A 26,233-nucleotide genomic window follows, 5' to 3' on the forward strand; every position below is an offset into this window, starting at 1 on the left:
GTCTCGCCAATCCACCGATATTAGCGCCTCGGTGGAGAACGGCTACAGATCCTGTGCTCCCACCGCTTTGCGGTAACCTGGGATGCCGGCCACCGAAAACTTCGGTGCGCACCATTGGATTGGGAGCCATGCACAGCGACTTGAATGCAAGTGGCTTGATTTTACCACAGGGTGCGCTTCACGCACCCGCAATTCCTACCGCGATTGAAATCGCGGGTTTCCTTGCGGAGGTTCTATGAAATGGTTTTCTCGTCTCAGTGTTCGTTGGAAACTCCAGCTAGGGTTTTTCCTAGTTACGATGATTACCACTGTCTACAACCGTGTATTAGCGGTGTATGAACTTGACAATATGATTGATATTGCTCGACAAGGTGGGGCGTCATTAAGTTTGATTGCTTCTTTAGAAGCAGAACGCCAACAATGGATTATCCATGCCATCTGGGAGTCAGGTTTAGAGTTTGCCGTGCAATTTGTGGTGATTGGTTTAGCAGCACGTTTATTTGTGCAACCGATTTTGGCACTACGTGATGCCTTAGCTGCCATGCAAAAAGGCGATTTAACCCATGCAGTCCCTGCCACAGCAGAAGATGAGGTGGGTGAGCTTCAAGTCAGCTTTGAAGTCATGCGGCAAAAAATGGCAGCAATTCTGGGGCAGATCGAAGACAGTGGCCGCCAAGTCAATCAATCGGCCTATCAAGTCACCACCCTTGCGCGTGAAATTGCTGAAGTCAGCGAAAAAGAGGAACAACGTTCGTCAGAAGTCAGCGCCGCCACCAAAAGTTTGCAGGCCATTGCCAGTCAAGTGTTAGAACAAGCACAGCAAGCAGCAGGTCGCGCTATTGAGTTAGAAAACCGTGGCCGTGAAGGGATTGAGTCGGTCGAGCGCAACATTGATGGCCTAGAACAAACATCACAACAGGTCGCTACTGCGTCACAGCGAATTGCCGAACTCGAAGCCAGCACAAGTCAAATCAACGACATTATCTCAACCATTAAAGAAATTGCTGGTCAGACCAATCTGTTGGCGTTAAATGCAGCGATTGAGGCAGCACGAGCAGGGGAATTAGGGCGTGGTTTTGCGGTAGTGGCAGATGAAGTACGAAAATTGGCTGAGCGTTCGACGTCGTCTGCGGAAGAAGTCAACCGGATTATCACGTCTCTTAATGAGAGTGTGGTTCAGGTCACTGATTCCATGCACTCAGTGGTGGAAGGCGTGCAGAGTAGCCGTGAGGTTGCTGCGTCAACAGTGGCCGTGATTGAAAATATGGTTGGTGAGATTGCGCGCACAGCAGAAGGAAGTCGTCATATCACGGGTGCCAGTGAAGAACAAATGCGCGAGTTCGACCGTCTAGAGGAAACACTGGCGGCCCTGTTTACTACCTTGCGTGAATCGTCTTCTAAAGTAGCGACCACAGCCAGCATTGGCGATACGATTTTCCGTATTAGTGAGCAGCTCAATCAAACCATGGCCGGTTTTGTCTTAAACCGCAAAGTCAAAGCACAACCCGCCAACCATGAAAAACGCCGCCATCCTCGTTCAGATACGCCGCTATTGGCGCGGGTACTTCATCATGGGGAAAATGTTGAAGCAGCCACTTTGGATTTAAGTATTTCTGGCATTCGAATTGCGAGTATTGCGGAATTAAAAAGTGATGAGTTAGTCAAGCTCGAATTGTTCTTACCACAACAGTCTTTAGATGCCTACCAAAATCAAAAACCGTTGCAATTAGAGGCCAAAGTGGCATGGGTACAACCGGCAAAAAACATTGGTGATTCGAATATTTACGGTTTGCAGTTTTCTAAATTGACTGCGGCACAAGAAACCGCCTTGCGGGCCTGTTTGGCGTTTTATCATCGTCCAGTTGAATTCCAGTAACAACAAAAATCACATTTTTATTTAGTTTGCTATTGCCTTCAGTAGATATTTTGGCTTTAATTAGACGGTGATAGTTTTATGACTCTCTTACGAAGGAAAACTCAATGTCCGCAAACTTAGAAAATCTGGTAGAACAAATCAGAGAATTGTCTTTGGAAGATGCTTTATCCGTTGAAAAAGAACTGAAAGCACATATTGACGAACGTCGTCTGCAAAGCCGCCGTCAAGTGTTGGCTCAGATTAATCAGTTGATGAATATCGCTGGTTTGAGCACAGATGATTTGGCACGTTTGGATAATGGTCGTCGTTTCGGTGATGAAACTCGTGCACCAGTTAAACCAAAATATCATCACCCAACCGATCCTTCTGTGACTTGGACCGGTCGCGGCCGTTCGCCATTATGGATGGTGCAATGGGAAGAACAAGGCCGTTCGCGTGATGATTTGCTGATCAAATAATTTCAGCGTATCAAGCCGATCAAACCGCTGCCTTGTGCAGCGGTTTTTTTTAACCAAAAAACCAATAACACACCGCAATTGCGGCAAGCACGCCACATAAATCAGCAAATAAAGCACAGGGAATCGCGTGGCGGGTGTAACGAACACCGACGGCACCAAAATAAACAGCCAATACATAAAAGGTGGTTTCGGTGCTGCCTTGGATTACGGCGGCCAATCGGCCGGCGAAACTATCTACACCAAAGTTTTTCATGGTTTCAATCATCATGGCGCGTGCTCCACTGCCTGAAAAGGGTTTAATCAATGCAGTGGGTAAGGCATCAACAAAACGAATATCACCATTAAATAGCGTTACAATATAACGGATACCACTGAGTGCCCAATCTAACGCGCCACTGGCACGCAATACCCCAATCGCGGCCAACATCGCCACTAAATATGGCAACAGTTGGATAGCTATCTCAAAACCGCCCTTCGCACCTTCAATAAACGCATCATAAACCGCTATTTTTTGATAAAAGGCATAGGATAAAAATCCTAATAGAATAGAAAATAAAACCAGATTACCGGTTAATGAGGAGACTTCTGTTAATACAGCCGCTGGTAGTGTCGCTAAGCTCGACATCAAAAGTGCCAGCACTGCACCGATTGTTAATACATAGCCCCACATGACCCAGTCAAATTTCAGCCGTTGCACGACGGCAACCGCAAATAATCCTGCTAGGCTAGAAGCACTGGTGGCTAACAAAATTGGTAGAAAAACCGCAGCAGGATCGACAGCCCCTTGTTGGGCGCGATAGACAAAAATGGTCACGGGTAATAAGGTCAGTGAAGAAGCATTGAGCACCAAAAACAAAATTTGTGCATTGGTGGCTGTGTCGGGAGTCGGGTTGAGTTCTTGTAATGCACGCATGGCTTTTAAGCCAATTGGGGTCGCGGCATTATCCAGCCCTAAAACATTGGCGGCACAGTTCATGGTCAATAAGCCCAATGCCGGATGTCCTGCCGGTACTTCTGGCATCAAGCGGCGAAACAAGGGCGCCAAGAGCCGCGCCAATCCATTCATCAGGCCGGCTCGTTCTGCGATCATTAAAAACCCCATCCACAATGCCAAGCTGCCGGCCAGCGCAATACAAATTTCAATACTGGTTTTTGCCATATCGAATAGCGCAGTCATCATGCGCGTAAAAACTTCGGCATCACCCTGCCACCAGTTGCCGAGTGCGGCTATCGCAGCAAGCAAAAAAAAGGCTGGCCACAAAATATTTAACATGGTGTGGTTTTTCCTCATGTAAAAATGTTTAGTTTTTGTCTAGAACAAAATATGGTGTAATGACTCAAATCTTGGATGGAAACCCTGTTGAGCAGGGGGAATTGTCCCACAACACGACCACGCTGCGGGTGGGCGATAACAAGGAGTACAGCGGTGCATATTGCGATTATTGGCGCAGGGATGGCGGGGTTAACCGCCGCCCGAGCATTAGACGAAGCGGGTTTACAGGTCACTGTGTTTGAAAAAGGCCGTGGTTTAGGTGGGCGATTGAGTACCCGTCGTGGTGAAACTGGGCAATTCGACCACGGTGCGGCCTTTTTTACTGTACGGCATCCGGCTTTTATTACCGAAGCCGCTGCTTGGCGCGAAGAAGGCGCGGTAGAAGTGTGGCCGGGGAAATTAGTTCACCTCACCCAGCAGGGTGTTGAGGATGCCTACCCTGACGACCGCTACGTCAGTGTGCCCGGCATGAGTGCTTTAGGACGATTTTTAGCTGAAGGTTTGAATTGCCAGCGTGGGCATCGGGTACAACAAATTGAACCCACCGGCAGTAATTGGCGCGTGTTTCTCGATGATGGCAGTACGCAAAGCTTTGATGGTCTGATTTTGGCTATTCCGGCCCCACAAGCGGTGGCCTTACTCTCTGGTGTTCATCATTTTGCCGCTGATATCGAGCAAAACGTCCACATGACCGCATGTTGGAGTTTATTGGCCCAAAGCGAAGCCAAACCGGCGTTTGATGCCGCGTTTATTGATAATGACAGCCCGTTGGCGTGGGTGGCGCATGAAGTCAGCAAACCCGGCCGACATGACAGCCTGAATTGGGTGGCCCACAGTCGCGGTGATTGGGCAGAACAACATCTCCACCATGCCACTGATTGGGTACAAGCCACGTTAACCGCAGCCATGCAACAGGTGGTGCAAGGGCCGGTCGAAGCGGTTGCGGTGCACCGTTGGCGTTATGCCCGCACGGCACGCGCCTTAGGCCAAGCTTGCCTATTTGATCGTGCGTTACGTTTGGGCATTGCCGGTGATTGGTGTTTAGGTGACCGAGTTGAACACGCTTTCTTATCCGGTCAAGCGGTGGCGCAAACCGTGTTAACCAGTGCCTAAAATGCGCAGTTAGCTGGCGGCAGTATCGTCATCTTCTGCTAACAAGCGTGCTGCCCGTGATTTTTTACGTTTGGGTTGTGGCTGTGCGGCACGGGCAGCCGCTTCCGCCTCGCGTTGTGCTTGAATTTCTTGGCTGATGCGTTCCCAATCTTGCGGGGTTTCTAGGCTAATGCGCCCAATCCGACCATCACGGAAATCGGTTAACAAGCGTTCTGCCGCTTTTTGAGCATCGATCCGACCGCCAGCGCGCACAGTCCCCATGCGGCGGCCAATTTGCTCGAACAGCTCAAAATCAGTCGCCGCCAATTCTGTCAGTTGGTAGCGTTCGCACAGGGCCTGTGGATAGCGTTGGGCTAAGACGGTCAATAGGCTAAGGGTAACGCCTTCTTCATCTAAGGCATTGCGGCCAATAGCGCCACTTGCTGCCAACATATCACCACAGAAAGGATGCTCGATTTTCGGCCACAACATGCCGGGGGTATCCCACAAGGTGACGTTTTCGTCGAGTTCCACCCGTTGTTGTGTTTTGGTGATGGCGGGTTCATTGCCGGTTTTTGCCACTTTACGGCCAGTGAGGGTGTTAATCAGTGTGGATTTACCGACGTTGGGAATCCCACAAATAATCAACCGCAGGGGTTTATCAAAGCTGGCGCGATGCGGAGCGAGGCTGCGACTGGCCTCTAAAATGCGGCGTGCTGGTGCGCGCTCGTGATAATCCAAACCGATGGCTTGGGTTTTTTCATGTGAGGCAAACCAATGTAACCATTGTTGGGTCACGCTGGGGTCGGCGAGGTCTTGTTTATTTAAGACTTTCAGCAAAGGCTTTCGCCCTAACACCAATTCTTCCAACATCGGGTTAGACGATGAACGCGGCAGACGGGCATCCACCATTTCAATCACCACATCGGTATCAGATAAACGCTCGTGAAAGGCCTTGCGTGCCTTGTGCATGTGGCCAGGAAACCATTGAATCACGGGGACTTGCTCCGAAAAATGATGCGATTTTAACGGTTTAGACTCAATTCAGGAGAATTTTAATGGCTGTTGTTCCGGCTTCTTATCAACGTAGCCTGTGTTGGTTTCGTCGAGATTTGCGTGATTTTGATCACGCTGCTTTATTCCATGCCTTACAACAGAGCGAACAAGTGCTGTGTGTATTTGTGTTTGATAGCACGATTTTGGCTCATCTGCCGTGCGATGACCGACGTGTTTCGTTTATTTGGCAGGCGGTGGCCGAGCTCGATCAAGCCTTGCGGCAACAAGGTTCTGCGCTGTGTGTCGTGCATGGCGATGCTAAAACCGAAATCCCCCGCTTAGCTGCGCATTACCAAGCGCAAGCGGTATTTTGTAATCGTGATGATGATCCCTCGGCCATTGCCCGCGATGGTGTTGTTGCACAGGCTTTGGCCGCACAAGGCTGTGCATTTTTTGATGATAAAGACCATGTGATTTTTGAACGGGCCGAGTTGCTTACTCAAGCCGGTAAACCTTTTAGCGTTTTTACACCCTATAAAAATAGCTGGCTGAAAAACATCACTGCCGAGTTATTGCAAAGCTATCCGGTGGAACATCATCGCAGCGCACTATGGCAACACCCTAATGTTCCGCCACTACCGAGCGTGGCCGATTTGGGTTTTAGCGCCTGTGATTTTGCGGTGCTGCATGTCAAAACCGGAATGAGCGGAGGTGAGCAACTATGGGCAGACTTCCTGCCGCGCATGTCGCTGTATAAACAAGCGCGGGATTTCCCAGCAGTGAAAGGGGTGTCGTATTTATCTGCCCATATTCGTTTTGGTACGGTATCGATTCGACAATTGGCACGGACGGCCTTTGAGCGTGGTGGCGAGGGTGCAGAGGGCTGGTTAAATGAATTGATTTGGCGTGATTTTTATCAACAGATTCTCTACCACCGTCCTGATGTTGCCAGCGGACATAGTTTTAAAGCCGAATATCAGGATTTGGTGTTCCCAGGCGAGGAGGCGCATTTTGTTGCGTGGTGTGAAGGGCGAACAGGTTATCCGATTGTCGATGCCGCCATGCGGCAGCTACAACAAGTAGGTTGGATGCATAACCGCCTGCGGATGATTACCGCCAGCTTTTTGGTGAAGGATTTGCTGATCGATTGGCGCAAGGGCGAAGCACACTTTGCCCGTTGGTTATTAGATTACGACCTTGCTGCTAACAACGGGGGTTGGCAATGGGCGGCGTCAACCGGCTGTGATGCACAACCGTATTTCCGCATTTTCAATCCGATCACCCAATCACAAAAATTCGACCCGAAAGGGCAGTTTATTCGCCGTTATGTGCCTGAACTCGCCCATTTAGACGACAAAGCGATTCATGCCCCGTGGCAAGCCAAACAACTGCCCTTGGGTTTCCGCTTGGGGCGCGATTACCCGCACCCGATTGTTGACCATGCCGCACAACGCCTGCGGGCACTGGCCTTATTCGAGCGGGGTTGAGGGGGATAAAACGTAGTCGTTGACAGCAATCGCCATCGCTGGCGCATCAAAAAAACTTTGCAAAATCGCCTGCGCCGCCACTTGGTCGAGCGCAGGTTTTTGTTTGCGTCCGCGCACACCTACTTCTTTTAACAACGCCTCGGCGACTAAAGAACTGTGGCGTTCATCCACCAAAAAGACTGCTAAGCCAAACCGCCCTGCTAACCGCCGTGCAAAGCGCACCGCTAAACGCGTCATCTCATGTGGCGTACCATCGGCGTGGGTGGGTAGGCCAACCACAAGGGCGTTGGGTTGCCATTCTGCGATGAGATGGGCAATGCGTTGAAAGCGGGGCTCGGTTTCTGCCCCGTGCACGGTTTCGAGTGGATGAGCAATGCCGACTAAAGTATCGCCGGTGGCAATGCCAATTCGTTGTTCACCAAAATCAAATGCCAACACACCGCCACTGACTTGCATTAAGCGTGCCCCACCTGATCGGATAACGACAACATATCGATCCCCAATAAGGACATCGCGGCATTAAAGCGATGTTCCGATGGCAAATCGAAAATCAGCTCTAAATCAGCAGGTGCTTCGACACTTAACCACGCATTTTGCGCCAGCTCGTGTTCCAGTTGTCCAGCATCCCAGCCAGAATAACCGAGACATAAAAACAGCCGCTCAGGCCCGCCGCCCTCGACCATTGCATTGAGGATATCGCGTGAAGTGGTCAGTGCCGTGTGGTCGGTCACTTGCAAGCTCGATTGCCATTCACCAGCGGGTTGATGCAACACAAAGCCGCGATCCGTTTGGACGGGGCCACCAAAATAAACCGGCAGATTCTCCCACTCGGGACGACCGAGATGGAGTCCTACTTGTTCAAATAATACAGACAGCGTCATTTCTGATGGTCGGTTTAATACCACCCCCATCGCGCCGTTCTCTGTATGTTCACACAGATAGACCACGCTTTTTGCAAAAAGCGGGTCGGTCATATTCGGCATTGCAATCAAAAAATGATTAGCCAGAGAAAAGGTGGACATAGTGACATAACCTGTTTTTAAGTTGATGGCGTGGCAATCGACAACAAAGAACCCACTGCCAGCTTAGGCAGGGCTTGCCAAGTATTTACCAGACAAGCTTGGGTTAGCGCAGTCAATTCCATCTTGCGTAAATCGGCCAGCTCGGCGGCAAAACGCCGTATATTAGCAGGTTGATTAACCTGACCTTGTGCCCATTGTGGCGCCATATCCGGCGCATCGGTTTCTAACACCACCGCCGACAGCGGTAAATTGGTCGCCAAGCGGCGGATACGGTGTGAGCCGCTAAAGGTCATCGCCCCACCAAAGCCCAGTTTAAACCCTAACTGTAAAAAAGCCTCGGCTTGCTGTTCACTACCATTAAAAGCATGGGCGATACCGCCCACCACCGGATAACGGCGCAGATATTTTAACACTCGATCGACCGCCCGACGGCTATGTAATAGCACTGGTAAGTGGTGTTGCTGTGCTAACTTTAATTGCTGCACAAAAACCCATTCTTGTTCTTCGGCATCCTCTTGCCCATGATAAAAATCTAAACCAATTTCCCCCACCGCACACGCCTGCCCCGATTGCAGCACCTCCGCAATCTGCGTTAAGTGTTGTGTATTGTCTTCCCGACAGCCGACGGCTAATGGATGCAAACCATACGCAACGGCACAACCATAATGCTGTTGCAACCACTGTTGGCGTGTGATGTGGGCGGCACTGACCGCAGGAACCACAATTTGTCTGACATCAGCAGCAAAAGCGGCTGACATTACCGCTGCATGTTGAGAAAAAAGACACTCTGCATCAAGATGGCAGTGGGTATCAATAAGAAAAATCGGCGGCATCATTCGCCCTGTCCGGCATGTGAGGAAGACATTATGCCCATCCATCTAAATTTAACGTGTTCCTTGGCAAATTTGGCGCAAGAGGTCGAATTACCCGCCACCGTCCGGCAACAACTGGGGTATATGCTGTTTAATGAGCATTTACCATTGAGTTTGAGCGATAGCCGAGGCCGCATGTGTTATGTCAATCAGGCTTTTTGTCATCTCAGTGGCTATCGTCGCGATGAGTTGTTAGGGCGCTCTTATCGTGTCCTGCGCTCGGGTTTACATTCCCCCGATGTGTTCCGAACCTTGTGGGAAACCCTCAGCGCCGGCGCCAGTTGGCACGGTCAATTAGCCAATCGCAGTAAAAACGGCCAGTTGTTTTACCTGCAGTTGCACATTTTCCCCTTTTTTGACAGTGAAGGCGAAATTGGCTACGCCGCCATTGGTTCGGATATCACCTCGTTAATTCGACAACGGCAGTCCGCCGTACAAGCGCAACTGCGTAGCGCCAAGCTGTTAGATCAGATTATTGAAGATGGCCCTGTGCCAACTTTCGTACTGGATTTAAGCCATACCATCACGCATTGGAACCGCGCCTGTGAATACATCACTGGTTTTAGTGCCAAAGAAATGGTCGGCACACAAAAACAATGGCAACCGTTCTACCCCCAACCACGCTTGGTGTTGGCTGATTTAATCATCGAAGGGTTGCCATTGGATGAATCGAATGGCTTGTATATCAAAGGCCGGCGTTATTCTTCTTTGATTGAAGGAGCGTATGAAGCCGAAGGCTTTTTCCGCCACCTTGGCCCCTCCGGTCGTTGGTTATTCCTTACCGCCGCTCCGTTGTTCGACACCGATGGTTATTTGATCGGTGCGATTGAAACTTTGCAAGATGTCACCGAGCGCAAACAAGCCGAACAAGCTTTAACCCGCGCCCACAGTGAATTGGAGTATTTAGTTGAACAACGGACAAAACAGCTCAGTGTTGCCAAGTCGGAATTAGAAAAAGACATTGTGCGCCGGAAAGCCTCCGAGGGTGAGTTGCGGCGGCGGAATGAAGAACTCACCAAACTCAACGTATTGTTGCGAGAGGCACAACAGCAGCTGTTGCAGTCTGAAAAAATGGCATCGATTGGGCAACTTGCCGCCGGTGTCGCCCATGAAATCAATAACCCAGTCGGTTATATCCAATCGAATTTAGCTTCGTTGGGGCGCTATTTAGAAGATTTGTTCGCCATCATTGATAGCCTAGAGCAATGCCTCTCGGCCCTGCCCTTAGATCATCCGGTGGCCGAAACCGCCCGAGCTGTGTGCACCGACAAAGATTTGGTCTATCTGCGCGCTGATTTGCCCGATTTATTGCGCGAATCGAATGAAGGCGTGATTCGTGTCCGTAAAATTGTGCAGGACTTAAAAGATTTTTCTCGGATTGATCGGGCACAGAGTTGGGAGAAAGTCGATTTACACCAAGGGCTAAATAGCACGCTGAATATCGCCCATAATGAAATCAAATATAAAGCGGATGTGATCCGTGACTATGGTGATATTCCGCTGGTGGAATGTGTGCCATCGCAGTTGAACCAAGTGTTTATGAACTTACTGGTCAATGCTGCCCATTCGATGAACGGCAACAAACGCGGCCAAATCACCGTGACCACCCGTTTATTCGATCCGCAGCATGTGGCGATTGAAATTCAGGACAGCGGCTGTGGCATTCCAAAAGAACTACAAACGCGGATTTTCGATCCATTTTTTACCACCAAGCCAGTCGGTCAAGGGACAGGTTTGGGGCTGTCGTTATCGTTTGGAATTATTCAAAACCATCATGGTCGGATCGAATTAGAAAGTGAAGCCGGCATAGGCAGCCTATTCAGAATTATCCTACCCATCAACCAAGCAACAATGGAGGAACCGCCTCATGTCTAATTTTACGGTGTTATGTGTCGATGATGAAGCCAATATTCTGTCTGCCTTACGGCGGCTCTTTCGGCCCACGGGTTATCGTTTATTGACCGCACAAAGCGGTGCCGAAGGCTTGGCGATCCTCGAACAGGAACAAGGGCAGGTTGATGTGGTGATTTCCGACATGCGGATGCCGGAAATGGACGGCGCGACTTTTTTAGCAGAAGTGTTACGCCGCTGGCCAAACACGTTGCGCATGTTACTCACTGGGTATTCTGATCTCAATTCGACCGTGTCGGCGATTAACCAAGGTGAAATTTACCGCTATTTAGCCAAACCGTGGAACGATCAAGATTTGTTACTCACAGTGCAAGATGGTTTAGAAAAACAGGCGTTATTGCGGGAAAAAAACCGTTTAGAAGCACTGACTCAACAACAAAATGAACAGCTTAAACAACTCAATGCCAGCCTAGAAGATAAAGTCAAAGCGCGTACCGCCGAGCTGCATAGCGCGCACGAACGCTTGAAGAAAAATTTCATCAGCTCGATTCATGTGTTCTCACATCTTATCGAATTGCGCGATGGCCATAGCGCCGGCTTTTCACGGCGAGTAGCTACACTGGCACGCCGGATTGCAGGACAGTTGGGCATCGACCACAAGGCCACCCAAGATATTTTCCTTGCTGGTTTGTTGCATACCCTCGGCAAAATCAGCCTACCAGATCGCCTACTCAGTAAGCCGGTGTCTCAACTCAGTGCTGAAGAAAAACAACTGTGGGCCAAACATCCGCTGAAAGGCCAACAAGCTTTGATGGGTTTGGAAGAATTAGCCGAAACCGCCCGTCTCATCCGCGCTTACTGTGAACATTTCAACGGCCAAGGCGTTCCCGAAGGTTTAGCAGGCATGCAAATTCCACTGGGGGCGCGAGTGTTGGCTGTCGCCAGCGACTTTTACGCGTGGCAAGATGGGATGTTGGAAGAAGTCAGTTATTCAGAAAACGAAGCCAGAAAACGCATCTTACAAGGTGCAGGTATGCGCTACGACCCAGCAGTGGTGGCGGCGTTTAATGCCCTGTTTACGGAACAACCCCAGACCACGCCAGAGACAGAAATTGTCGAGCTCTATTCGATTAACTTGTTGCCGGGGATGATCCTCGCCCGCGATTTATTCAGTCGCGATGGGGTGTTGCTACTGGCGGCGGATTTTGTCCTCGAAGAACGAACCATCCGCCAGATTTGTGAATATGAAAGCATCGAAAACAAACGGCTCGTGCTGTCTATCTATCGCCACAGCGACCCTGTTTCGAGGGGAGAAATACTGCATTAAGCGTGTTCGTGGTGCGCTGGTTGCTGATTATCGCAAAAAGGCAAACCCATCACGCTTTCTGCGCGTGCCCAATCAAAATAGGGGCCAGGGTCTTGTTTGCGGGTGGGGGCGATGTGTTGGTGGCCGGTCATCGCACACAGGCTAGGGTGTTGTTGCTTGAGCTGTTGCGCCAGCGTCGCAAGGCGCTGGTATTGTGCATCCGTAAATGGCACATCACCCGATCCTTCTAATTCAACCCCAATCGAAAAATCATTACAGCGTTCGCGCCTACGCCATTGTGACACCCCAGCGTGCCAAGCGCGTTGTTCGGTGGCAACAAATTGAATCAGCTCACCATCACGCCGAATCAAAAAATGTGCCGAGACGCGTAAATGGGCAATCGCCGCGTAGTAGGGGTGGGCGTTAGGGTCGAGTTGATTGGTAAATAATTGAATAATCCCTTCACCACAGAAATGTTCCGGCGGTAAGCTGATATAGTGAATCACCAGCAGTGGAATATCGCTTGAATCAGGACGTTCATCACAGTTGGGTGATGCAATAAAACGATCAATGGTTACCATCTTAGCCGCCCTTTTTTGCCATAAATTTAATTATCATGATTCAAATTACCCCTATAGGACAAGTCCTCGCGCCCAGTTTCGATCATCCTATTGAAATGCTCGAGGCTTGCCATGACAAAGTACGGCATTTTACCCACCAGCTGGCGCAGTTGCCGGCGCACTTGGATCAGTTCGGGATTACCGACGCGACGATACAGACCATCCACGGCATTTTGCGTTATTTCGATGTGGCTGCTCCATTGCATCATGCGGATGAGGAGCAAAATTTGTTCCCCGCTTTGTTAACGGTGGCACCGCAATATAGCCCGCTGATTGAGCGATTGCTGGCCGAACATCTGGAACTCAATATGAGTTGGTTGGTGTTGCGCGAACAACTCCAAACCGTGCAACAAGGACGGGCACAAGCATTAAGCCGCACGCGGGTACAGCGTTTTTGTCGCCGTTATCGGCTTCATGCGTTGGATGAAGAAAATGAAGTGTTTACCGCCGCCAAAGATTTTTTGTCAGCCACTCGACTGCAAGAGTTAGGGCAACCGATGGCGGCACGGCGGCGGTCTGCCGTTTAATGGGCTAATGCGGCTGTGGTTGTTCAAAGAGCCGTTGCAAATAGTCTTGATAAGGCGCAGGCAGGGGGTGTTGTTGCCACAGTTGTCTGAGTTGTGCCTGATTTGGTAGGCGTTGCAAAGCGTGGTGTAATTCTCTGACAAAGAGGGGAAAGCCGGTGCTGATGGTGGTGGTGCGGCGGTAGTGCAAATAGTGTTGGCATGCCGAGCGTAAATGTTCACTCAGAGTTAATTGAGTATGCAGTGCTTGACACACCATTTCTAGTGGAAGTGTGATATCGCGGTTATGTAGCGGTGCTTGGCTGACTTGGAGCAACAGATAATAGGCGCTGTTGAGCAATACAGCGGCAAAGCTAGCATCTTCGGCTGTCGCTAGGGGCAGCCATAAACCGCGATATGGCGCGAGGCGATGGAAAAAACGTGCTGCGCGTTGTTGTGCCCGTGCACTGCCTCCGACACAGAAAGCAAAGCCGTGTTGCATCCCAAAATCAGTCCACAATCCATCACATAATAGATAGTGATGATAGCCAAAGGCTTGCCGCCGTTTTGCCAAATGAGAAAACCAACTGCCAGAGATATCCACCACTAACACTTGTTGACGTTGTAACAGGGCTTTGGGGTAGCGCAACAGTTGGTCGATGCCTAATTGATCAGCAAACACCACCCGTTGTGTTAGCTTGGCGAGGGGGGACGACAGTGTGGGCGGCGAGAGTTTCAGCCGGTGTGCAATCCAATGACTGCGCGGGCTACTGCCTAACACCGTGCAGCGTGCGGCAATCAATCAGGCTTCTCCACACAAGCGGGCACTGATCGACGTCTGTGCAAGATGTTGTAAAAACCAAGCCAAGGCATGACTGGGTTGGCGTTCGCGCCAACCACAAAATAATAGTGTTGAAGGTTTGCCTTCTTGGACATCCAACTGGCGCAATCGACCGGCAGCAATCGCTGGCCGCGCCAAGCGTTCGGGCAGAAATCCCACCCCTAAACCGGCACATTGGGCAGCTAATTTATCGTCGATAGTGGGCACGGTGAGTACCTCTTGTCCGGTTAATAAGCTACTGGAGCGAGGTGGTAATTGACGCGAGCTGTCGGCCGCAGCGATGGCACGATAGCGACGGATGACACTGGCCGAAAGCGGCTGTGGGTGTTGGCACAGCGGATGATCGGGATGAACGGCGAACACAAAATGAATTTGTGCTAAGGGTTGTGATAACACGCCAGCCGGTGGATGGTCGTTGGCACCAATCACCAAATCCGCCCGTTGATTGACCAAAGCATCCCATGTGCCACCAAATACCTCGCGTTGAATACGCAGTCTTGTTCCTTGATTGTATTGGTCAAACTCTGCGACAGATGCCAGTATGGCAGAAAAATCTAATAAATCACTGACTGCAATCCGCAGTTCTGGCTCCCATCCTGAGGCAAGGCTGTGCATTTTTTGTTCGAGTTGGCTGGCACACGCCAACAATTGCCGCCCCTCTTCTAATAGGGCTTGGCCGATAGCGGTGAGTTTGGCGCGGTGGCCGCTGCGGTCGAATAAACAGATGGCTAGATCTTGTTCCAGTTTTTGGATAGAGTAGGTGATGGCAGACGGCACACGATGTAATTCTTCAGCCGCTGCCGCAAAGCTGCCATTGCGTGCGATGCTATCGAGCACCAGCAGCGCATCTAAAGAAAGTCGCATTGTTTTACCCTATCTGCAAAAAAAGAACGTTTTTTGGTTTAATTTAACATTATTGCTTAATGAGTGGCGACAAAAAAAGCCGGCGGGAGGCCGACTTTCTTTGTCTTGCTAAGCAAGAGGGATTACGGTTGGTAGCGAGCGACGCCATCCACCAACTCTTTTTTGGCGGCTTCTGCATCGTCCCAGCCTTGCACCTTAACCCATTTTCCTTTTTCCAAATCTTTGTAATGTTCAAAGAAATGGGAGATTTGGTCACGCAACAACTGGGGCAGGTCTTCCAGTTTTTGCACGTCTTTATACATTGGGCACAGTTTTTCGACTGGCACGGCCACTAATTTCGCGTCGATGCCGGATTCGTCTTCCATTTTCAGCATGCCCAAGGCACGGCAACGCACCACCACACCCAATTGCAGTGGGAATGGGGTCACGACTAACACGTCAACAGGATCGCCATCTTCGGATAAGGTTTGTGGCACATAGCCATAGTTCGCTGGGTAGAACATTGCAGTGCCCATGAAGCGATCCACGAAGATTGCGCCCGTTTCTTTGTCCAATTCGTATTTGATAGGGGCAGCATTGGCAGGGATTTCGATAATGACGTTAAAGTCATTGGGGATGTCGCGGCCAGCAGGCACTTGATTTAATTGCATAGTGACTCCTCTTTCTCTCTTAGGTGAGGGATAAACAGACTTCGTTGGCGAAGTGGCTGCGATTATAAAGATGTCTAGTATAAAAATGTTGCCGTATCACAAAGGCAAACGGGCTTTTTTGGTGTAAGGTGCGGCGGCAAAGCACACCGTCCGCTGTCAATGGACAAAAAATGTCATGTGGAAAGAGAAAAAACGATGAATGTAGATCGTGTGATTACCGAGTTTGATAAAGGCCTGCGGACTTTGTTAGCCCCCGCCCATAGTATTCGTCCCCATCCTGATGCGCATTTGGTTGATGCGCCATTGAGCGAGTCCGAACGCTCGCATGTGATTGGGCTGATGCGGATCAATCATTGTGGTGAGGTGTGCGCGCAGGCGTTGTATCAAGGTCAGGCATTGACGGCGCGTAATCCTGAAGCGCGTCAGGCATTAGAACATGCAGCACAGGAAGAAACCGAACATTTGGCATGGACGGAGAAGCGGATTCGTGAGTTGGGCGGTCGTACCAGTGTGTTCAATCCGCTGTGGTATGTGGGTTCGTTGGCGATTGGGGTGGGCGCAGGGATATTAGGCGATAAGTGGAATCTGGGGTTTCTGGAGGAAACGGAATATCAGGTGGAGGCGCATTTGAATGAGCATTTGGCGTCGTTACCAGCACAAGATGAGAAAAGCCGCGCGATTTTGACGCAGATGCGTGAGGATGAGGTGAAACATGCTGAAATGGCGCATTCCTACGGCGCCGCCGCCCTTCCTGCACCGATTAAAGGTATCATGCACATCACTGCTAAGTTGATGAAACAGGCAAGTTATCGCGTTTGAGGTGCATCGAATACAGTGATGAGGATGGCTGTTTTATTGGCCATATTGCAGGGATTCGTGATGTTGTAGGGTTTCATGGGGAGTCGGTTGCCGAGTTACGCGCTGCATTTGAAGAAGCTGTGGATGATTATTTGGCTACCTGTGAGAAATTGAACTCAATCCGGCGAAATCCCGTCCCTATCGGGATTTCGCCAAATTGTTAAAAATCTATTTTTCTCAACGCACTGAGCGTTCTTCTCTCGGTGTGATACCAAAATGATTGCGATACGTGCTAGAAAAATGTGGGCCGCTAGAGAAACCACACGACAAACCAATCTGCACAATCGATTTACTGGTTTGTTGCAATAACTGGCGGGCGCGGTTCAGACGTAGTTCTAAATAATAGCGTGAAGGCACCGTATTTAAATATTGCTTAAACAACCGCTCCAACTGCCGCCGCGACAAACCCACATAATATGCAATGTCATCCGTTGATAACGGCTCCTCGATATTCGCCTCCATCAGCGCCACCGCCTCAGTCAACTTAGGCTGACTGCCCCCAATCCGCGTTGCTAACGGTATGCGCTGTCGCTCATTCCCCGGCCGCATCCGTTCCATACTAAACAGCTCAGACAGCTGTGCTACAAAATCATTGCCTTGTGTTTGTGAAATCAGAGCTAACATGAAATCAAGCGTTGCCGCACCACCGGCACAGGTGGCGCGGTCACGGTCGATCTCAAACAAATTTGATGACACCACAACATGCGGAAAACTTTCGGCAAAGCGGTGGATTTCTTGCCAATGAATGGTGGCGCGATAGCCTTCTAATAAACCGGCGCGTGCTAACCACCAACTGGCTGTTCCCAAGGCACCGATCAATGCCGGCTGTGGCACTAACTGGCCCAACCCCCGCGCTAGATCGTCCGTTTCTGTATCGGTCCCCGCCTCATCCCCAATCACAAATAAAGCATCTAAACGTGGTGCATAGGCCAACTCTAAATCAGGTCGCCACGGTAAACCACAGCTGGCACGTACCGTTTCATTACTATGCAGTGAAAGCGTTAACAATTCGTACAGTGGCTGCTCGGCGAGCTGATTAGCGCGCATAAGCACATCTGCTGCTAAGCCAAAACTGGACAAAGAGAACTGGGGCAACAATAAAAAACCATATCGTTGCGCGCGAGAAGGAGAAGAAAGCACAGGCATTGAAAATTCCACTGGGCCGATGAGCGATGGCGCTGCAGTGTAGCGTGTTTCTGCTGTTTCCGTCGCGCTGGTGGCGAGGAACGTCGCAAAACGGAAATGCGGCGACACCAAGCGTCAATAGAATGTGGGCCTGTATTACCGCATTACCCACAGCGATAACAAAGTGGCGACCCCACTTCTCACTTCACGAGGTGTTCATGTCTTTCTCTATCAAACCTGAATTGTCAGCCCTGATTGCAGATATCGATGCGATAGCAAGCGCATCTTTGCCTCCAGATCAGGCGGCGCGGCTGGCACCCGTGTTTCCTGCGTATTTCGAAGAAGCCGAAGTTGCAGACCTGAAACGCTTTACTGCCGCCGATGTGTTTGGTGCGGCCTTATCTCATCTCGAATTTGCCCAACAGCGCCACCTTGGTCATACCAAAGTGCGCGTGTATAACCCCGACATTGAACGCCACGGCTGGCAAAGCACCCATACCGTGATTGAGGTTGTCAATGAGGATATGCCGTTTCTGATTGATACCTTGGCGATGTTGCTGGCGCGGCGCAATTTAACCCTGCATTTGCTCATCCACCCCGTGTTAGAAGTAGAACGCGATGCCTCCGGCGAGGCGATCGCTATTCACCGCGCTGAACAGCGCAGTTTACCGCTGGAGTCGTTTATCCACGCCCAAATCGATCGTATTACCGATCCCGAGCAGTTAGCAGAGTTGGCCGCCGAGCTGGAGCAGGTGCTGACTGATGTGGAAATTGTGGTACACGATGGCGATGCCATGCGGCAGCAAGTGTTGGCCTTGGCCGATCAGTTACAAACGATGGAGCATGAAGAAGCCCCCGAAAGTGCGGAATACCTGCGTTGGGTGGCAGATAATCACTTTTTGCTGATGGGTTTTTGTGATTACGACTTGGTATGTGATGCCAATGGCTGCGATGCGCTGCGGATTGTGGCCGGTTCTGGCTTGGGGATTTTGCGCAATCAAGGTGATAAAGAATATTCCGAAAGCTTCGCCCAGTTACCCCAAGCATTGCGTGAATATGCCCACGTACCGCGCTTGTTGGTATTGAACAAATCGCAAACCTTATCCACCATCCACCGCGCCGCGCATCTTGATTACATCGGTATTAAGCGTTTTGATGCCCAAGGAAAAGTCATCGGTGAACGCCGTGTATTGGGTCTCTATACCGCCAGTGCCTACCATGCCTCGCCCCGTGATATTCCGGTATTGCGCCAAAAAATCCGCCAAGTGTTTACCGCCCTCGACTATGTCGATAACAGTTACAAAGCCAAAACCCTGAATTTTGTGTTAGAGACTTATCCGCGTGATGAGTTGTTTGAAGTCCCTGCCGAGGTACTGACACCGATTGCTGAAGGTTTGGTCAATCTGCAAGAGCGTCCGCGTACTCGTTTGTTTGCACGCAAAGATCATTACCACCGCTATGTCAGTTGTTTGGTATTCATCCCCCGCGACAGTTTCAACACTGAAGTACGGTTAAAAATCGAAGCTTTATTGCTCGAGGCTTTCAATGGCACTCATGCCGAATTCAGTGTGGCGATTGCTGATTTGCGACTGGCGCGGGTGCATTACATCGTGCATACCCCAGCAGCGGATGTCTTGGACTATGACGAAGCACTGTTAGAAACTGCGATTGCGCGGGTGGTGCGTGGGTGGAGTGAGGAACTACATCAACACTTGATCGAAACACGCGGAGAGGAAGACGGCAATCATCTGTTTTATCGCTATCGTGATGCCTTCCCCGTTGCTTATCGTGAAGAATTTGATGCGCGTAATGCTGTGCTCGATGTGCAACAGCTTGAAGCGTTGTCCGCCGCACAATCGCTGTCGGTCAAACTGTATCGGCCTTTCCAACGCAATGCAGGCCGTCATCATCTCAAGGTGTTCCGCTTTGGCGAGCCGGTGAGCTTGTCTGAAAGCTTGCCTGTGTTAGAAAGTCTGGGCGTGCGGGTGCGCGATGAACGTCCCTACCGCGTTACTCGTGCCGATGGTGCCGAACTGTGGATCAACGATTTTGGTTTGGTGGCACCGGATGAACAACGCTTGGATGATGAAGCCGTTCGGATTCGTTTCCAAGAATTGTTGTTGAAAGTTACCGCTGGACAGGCGGAAAGCGACGGCTTTAACCGCTTGGCCTTAGCCGCAGGTTTGGATTGGCGTGAGGTGACGTTAATCCGTGCGTTGGCAAAATACTTACGCCAAGGTGGGCTGACCTTTAGCCAGCAATATATCGAACATTGCGTGGCAAACTATGCTGCGATTTCGAGCCGTTTGGTGGCTTTATTCCATGCTCGCTTACACCCAACTCAACGCGATGAGGCACAAGCCGCATTGTTGTTACAAGAGATTCGCGAAGCCTTAACCCAAGTGGCAAACATTGATGAAGATAAAATTCTCAATGCTTTCTTGACCGTAATTTTGGCGATTCGCCGTACCAACTTCTATCAACGCAAAGAACAACAGCCGAAAGCCTATCTATCGTTCAAGCTAGAGTCCGGCAAGGTAGATTTCCTGCCATTGCCTCGCCCCTTATATGAAATTTGGGTGTATAGCCCACGGGTAGAAGGGGTGCATCTGCGTGGTAGCAAAGTGGCGCGCGGTGGTTTGCGCTGGTCGGATCGAATGGAAGACTTCCGCACCGAAGTGTTGGGTTTGGTCAAAGCACAGATGGTGAAAAATTCGGTGATCGTACCGATGGGGTCAAAAGGTGGCTTTGTGGTCAAACAAGCCAGCCCTGCCGACCGTGAAACGTGGTTGGCGGAAGGGGTTGCCTGCTACAAGATGTTTATCTCTGGCCTGTTAGACCTGACTGACAACATCTGCAACGGCCAAATCGTACCGCCGGTGGATACCGTTCGTTTGGATGAAGACGATCCTTATTTGGTGGTGGCGGCGGATAAAGGGACGGCGAGTTTCTCGGATATCGCTAACGGTGTATCGGAGCAATATGGCTTTTGGTTGGCGGATGCATTTGCCTCCGGCGGCTCGGTTGGATATGACCATAAAAAAATGGGTATTACCGCACGCGGCGCGTGGGAGTCGGTGAAACGGAACTTCCGCCATTTGGGTATTAACACCCAAGAACAAGATTTTACCGTGATTGGTATTGGCGATATGTCGGGCGATGTGTTCGGCAACGGCATGTTGTTATCGCAACATATTCGCCTGTTGGCTGCATTTGACCATCGCCATATCTTTATCGATCCGCAACCGAATGCCAGCGTCAGTTTTGCTGAACGGGCACGTTTATTCGCCCTGCCGCGTTCCTCGTGGGCGGATTATGATGCCACGCTGATTTCAGAAGGCGGTGGGGTGTTTGATCGTAAGTTGAAGTCGATTACCCTCTCGCCCCAAATCAAAGCATGGCTTGGTACTGACCGCGACAGCATGGCGCCGAATGAATTGATCCATGAAATTCTCAAAGCGCCGGCTGATTTGCTCTACAACGGCGGTATTGGCACCTATGTGAAAGCCAGCCATCAACCCCATAGCGCGGCAAACGACCGTACCAACGATGCCGTGCGTGTCGATGGTTGCCAGTTACGGGTGAAAGTGGTGGGTGAGGGCGGTAACCTTGGCTTTACCCAAGCAGGGCGGATCGAGTTTGCGATGAAGGGCGGTCTGATCTTCACCGATGCGATTGATAACTCGGCGGGGGTCGATTGTTCTGACCATGAAGTGAATATCAAGATTTTGCTGGGCAGTGTGGTAGCAGCGGGAGATATGACGCTGAAGCAGCGTAATGTTTTGTTGGCCGAGATGACGGAAGAAGTCGGCTCGTTGGTGTTGCGCAATAACTATTTGCAAACCCAGATTTTAGCCATCAATCGCTATTCCTCGGCGCAGATGTTAAACGCCCAAAGCCGTTTGATTACCGCGATGGAAAAGAGCGGTGAGTTAAAACGTGCGCTAGAAGGCTTGCCGTCAGATGAGCAAATTGCCGAACGCCGCGCCAATCGTCAGGGGTTGACCGCACCTGAAGTGGCGGTCTTGTTGGCCTATAGCAAAATTGCGCTGGATCGGGCGTTGTTGGCGTCGGATGTACCCGATGAAGCAGATTTCTTGCCGATTTTAACCGCTTATTTCCCACAGCCTTTGCAACAGCGTTTTGCGGAAGCGATGCAAAACCATCACCTTAAACGTGAGATTATCGCTAACCAACTGGCCAACCGCATCGTCAACCGTATGGGGATCACGTTTGCTTTCCGTTTGCGCGAGGAGATGGGGGTCAGCGATGCCGACATTGCCCGCGCTTTCTGGGCAGCGGATGGTATTTTTGCGGCTGAAGCACTGTGGCAACGCATTGAGGCTTTAGACAACGCGATTCCGGCAGATATTCAAGTTGAATTGATGATTCGGGTACGAACATTGGTTGAACGTGCGGCGCGCTGGATTCTGCATAACCGTCGTCATCAAGAGCCGATTTCTGCTCTGTTGGCACGTTATCATGCCTCGGTACAAACCTTGATGAATAGTCTGCCTTCGTTAGTCGCCAGTGCTGATGATGAGAATGTGGCGCAAATGGAACGCCATTGTTTAGAGCAGGGTGTTCCGGCGGAGTTGGCTGCTTTAATCTCACGCCTCGATTTTGCCGCCGCCTTCTTTGATATTGCTGAATTGGCAGAAGAGGGCCAGCTGGATCGTGAAGTGGTCGCGGCAAACTATTTCCAATTAGGCAAGGCGTTGGAACTCGATTGGCTGCGCGATGCGATTACACGGTTGCCGCGTGATAACCGTTGGCAATCGTTGGCACGGTCGGCTTTGCGTGATGACTTGTATCGTATGCACCGTGGTTTGACTGAAAAAGCCTTGGCGTGTGAAGCGTGTCAGGATGGGCATTTTGCCTCGCATTGGTTGGCCAATCGTCAAGAGGAACTCGAGCTGTGTCATCAAATGCTGATTGAGCTGCGTGCGTATCCTGCTTTGGATTTGGCGATGTTGTCTGCGGGTATGCGTGAACTCAGCAACCGTATGATGGTCTAGCCTATTGCCTCTGTTTGTCCGATCTACCCCGTCACTCTCGCCGAGTGGCGGGGTTTTTTTTAGAATATGCCGTTTTCAATCGCAATCTATCGAAGGGTTAATATGAAACGCTATGCAATATCGCTGATGGCTGTGGCCGTGTTGGGGTTGGCTGGCTGTCAGTCGGGCAATGTCAATGGCTTGGTGGCAGCAGGGCAAAGTTTGGCAACAGCGGCATTGTTGTCTGATGCCGACGCCCATGCTTTGGGTGATCGCACGATTAGCCAATACGACAGCAAAGAAAAAGTCGCAGCAAAAAACAGTAAATACGCGAAGCGTTTGGCGCAGTTGACTAAAAACTGGCGGCAAGTTGATGGTAAAAGCTTAGAGTACAAAGTGTATTTGAAGTCCGATGTGAATGCATTTGCAGTGCCAAATGGCTCAATTCGTATTTACAGCGGTTTAATGGACGCAATGAACGATGATGAATTGCGCTATGTGATTGCCCACGAAATTGGCCATGTGGTGTTGGGACATTCAAAAAATGCGCTGCAAGTGGCCTACGGTACGTCTGCGGTGCGACAAGCGATTGCCGCCAGTGGCAGCAGTACGGCAGCGGCTTTGTCGCAATCTGCTTTGGGGGCGTTAGGTGAGAAATTGGTGAACGCGCAGTTCTCGCAAAAGCAAGAGAACGAGGCGGATGATTTTGCGCTGCAGTTTTTACAGCGGAATCAATATAAAACTGGTGGTGCGGTAACGGCTTTGCGGAAGTTGGAAAGCAAGTATGGCAACAACAGCACGATTTTCTCCAGCCACCCTGCGCCCGGGGCGCGTGCTGCACGTTTAGAGCAGAAATTGCGTTGATTGTTGGTGTTTGGTCGTGGCTTGGTGGGCACAAAACCCGTGCCCATCTTTGGCTAAGACATCTAACAAGATTTCTTTGGCGTACAAGTATTCACTAGAAATATTGGGATTGAGAATAGCAGTATTATCCGTGTATGATCACATTGGTTATGCAACTCACGTTTTGGATATTTAATGGGTTGTGAGCGGCGTGTTGTAATACGACGATTCTGTTGTGTGATAACACGCTACCTTTGTCGCAGAAATCTGGTTAGTTTTTTTGAAATGTACTGGAATGAAACAAGTATTTAAATGCTCTTCAATGCATGTTTGGGCTCTACTGAAAAAGTCTAAAAATTATAAATCACGAATTGGTGAAGAAACTATTACTGAATTATTTCAACTGTTTTTATCATCGATGTTTCACTCTAATCAGATATTGATAAAATCATTTAGTAAACATCAAGAGTCTCAGAACGGAGCTGACTGGGATTGGTGGTTTATAAGTGATAGTAATAAAAAATATTTAGGTATTAGAATTCAAGCAAAGGTAATCTCACCTGATACAGAAGAATATAAAGTTCTACATTACATTTCCGGTAAACAACCTCAAGCTTTAAAACTAAAGCGCTCGTCAGTGAAAGATAGCATGGTTCCTTTGTACGCTTTATATACATATTGGGATCATACACCAAAATTACGCTATACTGGTGAAAAGAAAGAGTACTTTGGTATTTCTTTGGTTGCCTTGGATAATATACTGAAATTGAAAAAAAATAAGCCATGGCAGGGTGAAAAAGAAACTCTACAAAGAGTATCAATGTATTTAGTTCCACTTTACAAGCTGCTAAATAAATCTAACACAAGTAAGTCGTTACCTGAAAATATTTTTGATAACCTTAAAAGCGAACTAAATCCACGTGAGGGTATGTTCAGTCGCAAGTGCCCTAGACCTGGTGTTATTGATAAATTACCAGACAAAATCATGCATTTACTTCGGATTGATGGTGATGTTGAGGATGAAAGATATGACCAACTTTTAGATGCAGATAGAGTCACTTTATTCGTTGAGACAGAAATTGGTACAGAAATCGGTAGGGCGGGCACGTTTATGTGCTCACCACATCGGTGTGCGTTGCGATACCGGTTGTTTGGCAACCCAACATCATCGCAATGGCAAAATACCGCTGTACGTAATACCGAACCGCCTCGCCCTGAATTGGGTGGGGCGGTTTTTTGGTGATGGATTTGGCGGGCGAAAAACTTGACTATGACAGGGCAGGCACAGGAGCTTGCCCCTACATACGGCAACGTTGCTGATCAAACCTTAACTTTGAATTGGCTTTTGATTATTTTTATGGTAAGAGAGGCTTGACGTAAAAATTAGTTCAACACGGTGGGTACGCTGGAAATCCCCTAATCTCGCCAGAGATAAGCACCTGCACACCGGGGCTTGAGGTGGATGCTCGCAAGGCACTATCTCTTACAAGACCTCAGAGCCTTACTCATTCTCAAAAAAGGGAGCCTTAAATTGACTGATTTCAGAATTCTTCAAATCGAAATCGACAACCAAGCGATTTACATTCGCCGAGAAACGGTTGGCGCCTCAACGATCGGGGGTGATAATCCAATCCCTTATCAACAGTCAGTAGTTCAGGCCCATTTTCGCAACATGCTCAAGCACAACAATACCCGGGTTGACCAGGCCATCGCCTCCGCACATACCATCAAGGTGACTGTCCTTTGTCGGCTGACAGGGAATCAGGGACAAGCGGATGCCGTCAAGGCGTATGAGATAAAACAAGCTAGGCAGAATGGCTTGCAGGTGTTGAATACCTGAGCCCAGTAGGGTGCACCGCTTTTGTGCCCATAACATGGGTAAAAAATGGCAAAACACCGCCGTACGTAATACCGAACCGCCTCGCCCTGAATTGGGTGGGGCGGTTTTTTTGGATGTGTTCTCGGTGATATGGATTTGGTGGGCACAAAACCGGTGCCCATGTTACATATCGAGATTGGTGTTTGGCGGATGCGCTGCGCTTATTATCCCTACAGCACCGGCTTCCCCCTGATTTCAGGGGGAGGTGTGGAGGGGGTCAGGTTTCAAAAATATCTTCTAAGCGTTGTGCCTGCGCTAACGAAATGCCCCATTGCTGTAATTGTTCTGGTGTTGCTGTCCGTAACCGCGATAACACCCAATCCGGTAATGGCTGACCAAACCGCGCCTCTATCAGCGTTCGGAGTAATGTTTGCATACCATCTTCACGGCCTTTTTCTAAACCTCGCTGTTCACCACGTTCTTCTGCGACTTGAATCTCAGTGTTGTAATCCCACACCGCCCGCTCACGCGCCAATGCCCGTAACCGTTCTTCCTTGGTTTGGCTCATTTGCTCTAGCGATTGCAAGACAGTCATTACTGGGGTATGTGTCAGCTGTGCCATGATGTGTTGCTCCTGCCAATGTTCAAACAGATCGACCCAATTCTTTAATGCTGTTGGGGCCAGTTGGAGGCGGTCGGCTTTGTCTAGTTCCAGAATATCGATTTGCTGTGCTTTGGTAAGGACGACATCAGGAATGTGTTGATCACGTAATTCAAACCGCCATGATGCTTGTTCTGGGTGTTCGGGAAATAGATCAAAGTCCAGCAGATGAATACAAATCACATGCTTCATCTCACGATAGGATTGACCGCTTTCTAA

General features: G+C 49.9%; 23 protein-coding genes. 12 read left to right on the forward strand and 11 right to left on the reverse strand.

Annotated elements, in window-relative coordinates; all coding sequences use genetic code 11:
* Nucleotides 1-235 precede the first annotated feature (235 nt).
* Together G465_RS0108505 and G465_RS14115 are read left to right on the forward strand one after the other, a co-directional pair.
* On the forward strand, nucleotides 236-1,876 hold the full coding sequence (locus G465_RS0108505; protein WP_081642740.1) for a methyl-accepting chemotaxis protein: 1,641 nt from the start codon (nucleotides 236-238) through the stop codon (nucleotides 1,874-1,876).
* A gap of 104 nt (nucleotides 1,877-1,980) precedes the next feature.
* Complete coding sequence (locus G465_RS14115) at nucleotides 1,981-2,334, forward strand: H-NS histone family protein (protein WP_022654051.1); 354 nt, start codon at nucleotides 1,981-1,983, stop codon at nucleotides 2,332-2,334.
* Nucleotides 2,335-2,383: 49 nt separating this feature from the next.
* Here G465_RS14115 and G465_RS0108515 read toward each other — a convergent pair whose 3' ends face one another.
* The gene (locus tag G465_RS0108515; RefSeq protein ID WP_022654052.1) at nucleotides 2,384-3,607 is read right to left on the reverse strand and encodes a spore maturation protein; all 1,224 of its coding nucleotides are present in this window, start codon (nucleotides 3,605-3,607) and stop codon (nucleotides 2,384-2,386) included.
* A gap of 153 nt (nucleotides 3,608-3,760) precedes the next feature.
* Between G465_RS0108515 and G465_RS0108520 the strand changes: the two genes are divergently transcribed.
* Nucleotides 3,761-4,720 (forward strand): NAD(P)/FAD-dependent oxidoreductase, encoded by a 960-nt coding sequence (locus tag G465_RS0108520; protein WP_022654053.1) that lies wholly within the window; start codon nucleotides 3,761-3,763, stop codon nucleotides 4,718-4,720.
* 9 nt (nucleotides 4,721-4,729) lie between these two features.
* Here the strand turns inward: G465_RS0108520 and ylqF are convergent, their stop codons facing one another.
* Nucleotides 4,730-5,695 carry a ribosome biogenesis GTPase YlqF gene (gene ylqF / locus G465_RS0108525; protein WP_022654054.1) on the reverse strand — a complete coding sequence of 322 codons (966 nt, stop codon included), beginning with the start codon at nucleotides 5,693-5,695 and terminating at the stop codon, nucleotides 4,730-4,732.
* Between the two features lie 62 nt (nucleotides 5,696-5,757).
* Between ylqF and G465_RS0108530 the strand changes: the two genes are divergently transcribed.
* Nucleotides 5,758-7,182, forward strand: a complete 1,425-nt coding sequence (locus tag G465_RS0108530; RefSeq protein WP_022654055.1) for a cryptochrome/photolyase family protein — start codon at nucleotides 5,758-5,760, stop codon at nucleotides 7,180-7,182.
* Here G465_RS0108530 and ruvX read toward each other — a convergent pair.
* From ruvX to G465_RS0108545, 3 genes are read right to left on the reverse strand one after another with little or no spacing between them, the layout of a single operon-like run.
* A complete protein-coding gene (ruvX, locus tag G465_RS14120) occupies nucleotides 7,165-7,638 on the reverse strand; it encodes a Holliday junction resolvase RuvX (protein WP_022654056.1) in 474 nt (157 codons plus the stop codon). The genes G465_RS0108530 and ruvX overlap by 18 nt on opposite strands.
* Nucleotides 7,638-8,204, reverse strand: coding sequence for a YqgE/AlgH family protein (locus G465_RS0108540; protein WP_022654057.1), 567 nt, complete (start codon nucleotides 8,202-8,204; stop codon nucleotides 7,638-7,640). Before G465_RS0108540 ends, ruvX begins: the two co-directional genes overlap by 1 nt.
* A 17-nt stretch (nucleotides 8,205-8,221) precedes the next feature.
* On the reverse strand, nucleotides 8,222-9,040 hold the full coding sequence (locus G465_RS0108545; protein ID WP_022654058.1) for a TatD family hydrolase: 819 nt from the start codon (nucleotides 9,038-9,040) through the stop codon (nucleotides 8,222-8,224).
* 30 nt (nucleotides 9,041-9,070) lie between these two features.
* Between G465_RS0108545 and G465_RS15090 the strand changes: the two genes are divergently transcribed.
* Together G465_RS15090 and nosR are read left to right on the forward strand one after the other, a co-directional pair.
* Nucleotides 9,071-10,951, forward strand: a complete 1,881-nt coding sequence (locus tag G465_RS15090; protein ID WP_022654059.1) for a PAS domain-containing sensor histidine kinase — start codon at nucleotides 9,071-9,073, stop codon at nucleotides 10,949-10,951.
* Complete coding sequence (gene nosR / locus G465_RS14130; RefSeq protein ID WP_022654060.1) at nucleotides 10,944-12,254, forward strand: response regulator c-di-GMP phosphodiesterase, NosR family; 1,311 nt, start codon at nucleotides 10,944-10,946, stop codon at nucleotides 12,252-12,254. Before G465_RS15090 ends, nosR begins: the two co-directional genes overlap by 8 nt.
* Here nosR and ampD read toward each other — a convergent pair.
* Entirely contained in the window at nucleotides 12,251-12,814 is a 564-nt protein-coding gene (ampD, locus tag G465_RS0108560) for a 1,6-anhydro-N-acetylmuramyl-L-alanine amidase AmpD (RefSeq protein ID WP_022654061.1), read from the reverse strand. The two genes, nosR and ampD, sit on opposite strands and share 4 nt — an antisense overlap.
* Before the next feature lie 35 nt (nucleotides 12,815-12,849).
* Here ampD and G465_RS0108565 point away from each other — a divergent pair, with 35 nt between their 5' ends.
* Nucleotides 12,850-13,380, forward strand: a complete 531-nt coding sequence (locus G465_RS0108565; RefSeq protein WP_022654062.1) for a hemerythrin domain-containing protein — start codon at nucleotides 12,850-12,852, stop codon at nucleotides 13,378-13,380.
* Nucleotides 13,381-13,384: 4 nt separating this feature from the next.
* Here the strand turns inward: G465_RS0108565 and G465_RS0108570 are convergent, their stop codons facing one another.
* The 3 genes from G465_RS0108570 to ppa all read right to left on the reverse strand — a co-directional run bounded on the left by G465_RS0108570 (nucleotide 13,385) and on the right by ppa (nucleotide 15,711).
* Nucleotides 13,385-14,158 carry a hypothetical protein gene (locus tag G465_RS0108570; RefSeq protein ID WP_022654063.1) on the reverse strand — a complete coding sequence of 258 codons (774 nt, stop codon included), beginning with the start codon at nucleotides 14,156-14,158 and terminating at the stop codon, nucleotides 13,385-13,387.
* Nucleotides 14,159-15,061 (reverse strand): LysR family transcriptional regulator, encoded by a 903-nt coding sequence (locus G465_RS0108575; protein WP_022654064.1) that lies wholly within the window; start codon nucleotides 15,059-15,061, stop codon nucleotides 14,159-14,161.
* 122 nt (nucleotides 15,062-15,183) lie between these two features.
* Nucleotides 15,184-15,711 carry an inorganic diphosphatase gene (gene ppa / locus G465_RS0108580; protein WP_022654065.1) on the reverse strand — a complete coding sequence of 176 codons (528 nt, stop codon included), beginning with the start codon at nucleotides 15,709-15,711 and terminating at the stop codon, nucleotides 15,184-15,186.
* Between the two features lie 195 nt (nucleotides 15,712-15,906).
* Here ppa and coq7 point away from each other — a divergent pair, with 195 nt between their 5' ends.
* Nucleotides 15,907-16,530 carry a 2-polyprenyl-3-methyl-6-methoxy-1,4-benzoquinone monooxygenase gene (gene coq7 / locus G465_RS0108585; RefSeq protein ID WP_022654066.1) on the forward strand — a complete coding sequence of 208 codons (624 nt, stop codon included), beginning with the start codon at nucleotides 15,907-15,909 and terminating at the stop codon, nucleotides 16,528-16,530.
* 216 nt (nucleotides 16,531-16,746) lie between these two features.
* Here the strand turns inward: coq7 and G465_RS0108590 are convergent, their stop codons facing one another.
* Complete coding sequence (locus G465_RS0108590; RefSeq protein ID WP_022654067.1) at nucleotides 16,747-17,715, reverse strand: GlxA family transcriptional regulator; 969 nt, start codon at nucleotides 17,713-17,715, stop codon at nucleotides 16,747-16,749.
* A gap of 197 nt (nucleotides 17,716-17,912) precedes the next feature.
* Between G465_RS0108590 and G465_RS0108595 the strand changes: the two genes are divergently transcribed.
* The 4 genes from G465_RS0108595 (at nucleotide 17,913) to G465_RS0108610 (ending at nucleotide 25,374) form a co-directional block, all read left to right on the forward strand.
* Entirely contained in the window at nucleotides 17,913-22,712 is a 4,800-nt protein-coding gene (locus tag G465_RS0108595; protein WP_022654068.1) for an NAD-glutamate dehydrogenase, read from the forward strand.
* Nucleotides 22,713-22,814: 102 nt separating this feature from the next.
* Complete coding sequence (locus G465_RS0108600; protein ID WP_022654069.1) at nucleotides 22,815-23,555, forward strand: M48 family metalloprotease; 741 nt, start codon at nucleotides 22,815-22,817, stop codon at nucleotides 23,553-23,555.
* A 274-nt stretch (nucleotides 23,556-23,829) separates the two neighbouring features.
* A complete protein-coding gene (locus G465_RS0108605; protein WP_022654070.1) occupies nucleotides 23,830-24,777 on the forward strand; it encodes a DUF6615 family protein in 948 nt (315 codons plus the stop codon).
* Nucleotides 24,778-25,065: 288 nt separating this feature from the next.
* Nucleotides 25,066-25,374, forward strand: a complete 309-nt coding sequence (locus G465_RS0108610; RefSeq protein WP_155846518.1) for a hypothetical protein — start codon at nucleotides 25,066-25,068, stop codon at nucleotides 25,372-25,374.
* Nucleotides 25,375-25,630: 256 nt separating this feature from the next.
* Here G465_RS0108610 and G465_RS14135 read toward each other — a convergent pair.
* Nucleotides 25,631-26,233 (reverse strand): PD-(D/E)XK nuclease family transposase (locus G465_RS14135; protein ID WP_022654072.1); only part of this gene is annotated, 603 nt, incomplete at its 5' end.

The sequence above is a fragment of the Aquaspirillum serpens DSM 68 genome (assembly GCF_000420525.1).
Taxonomy (GTDB): domain Bacteria; phylum Pseudomonadota; class Gammaproteobacteria; order Burkholderiales; family Aquaspirillaceae; genus Aquaspirillum; species Aquaspirillum serpens.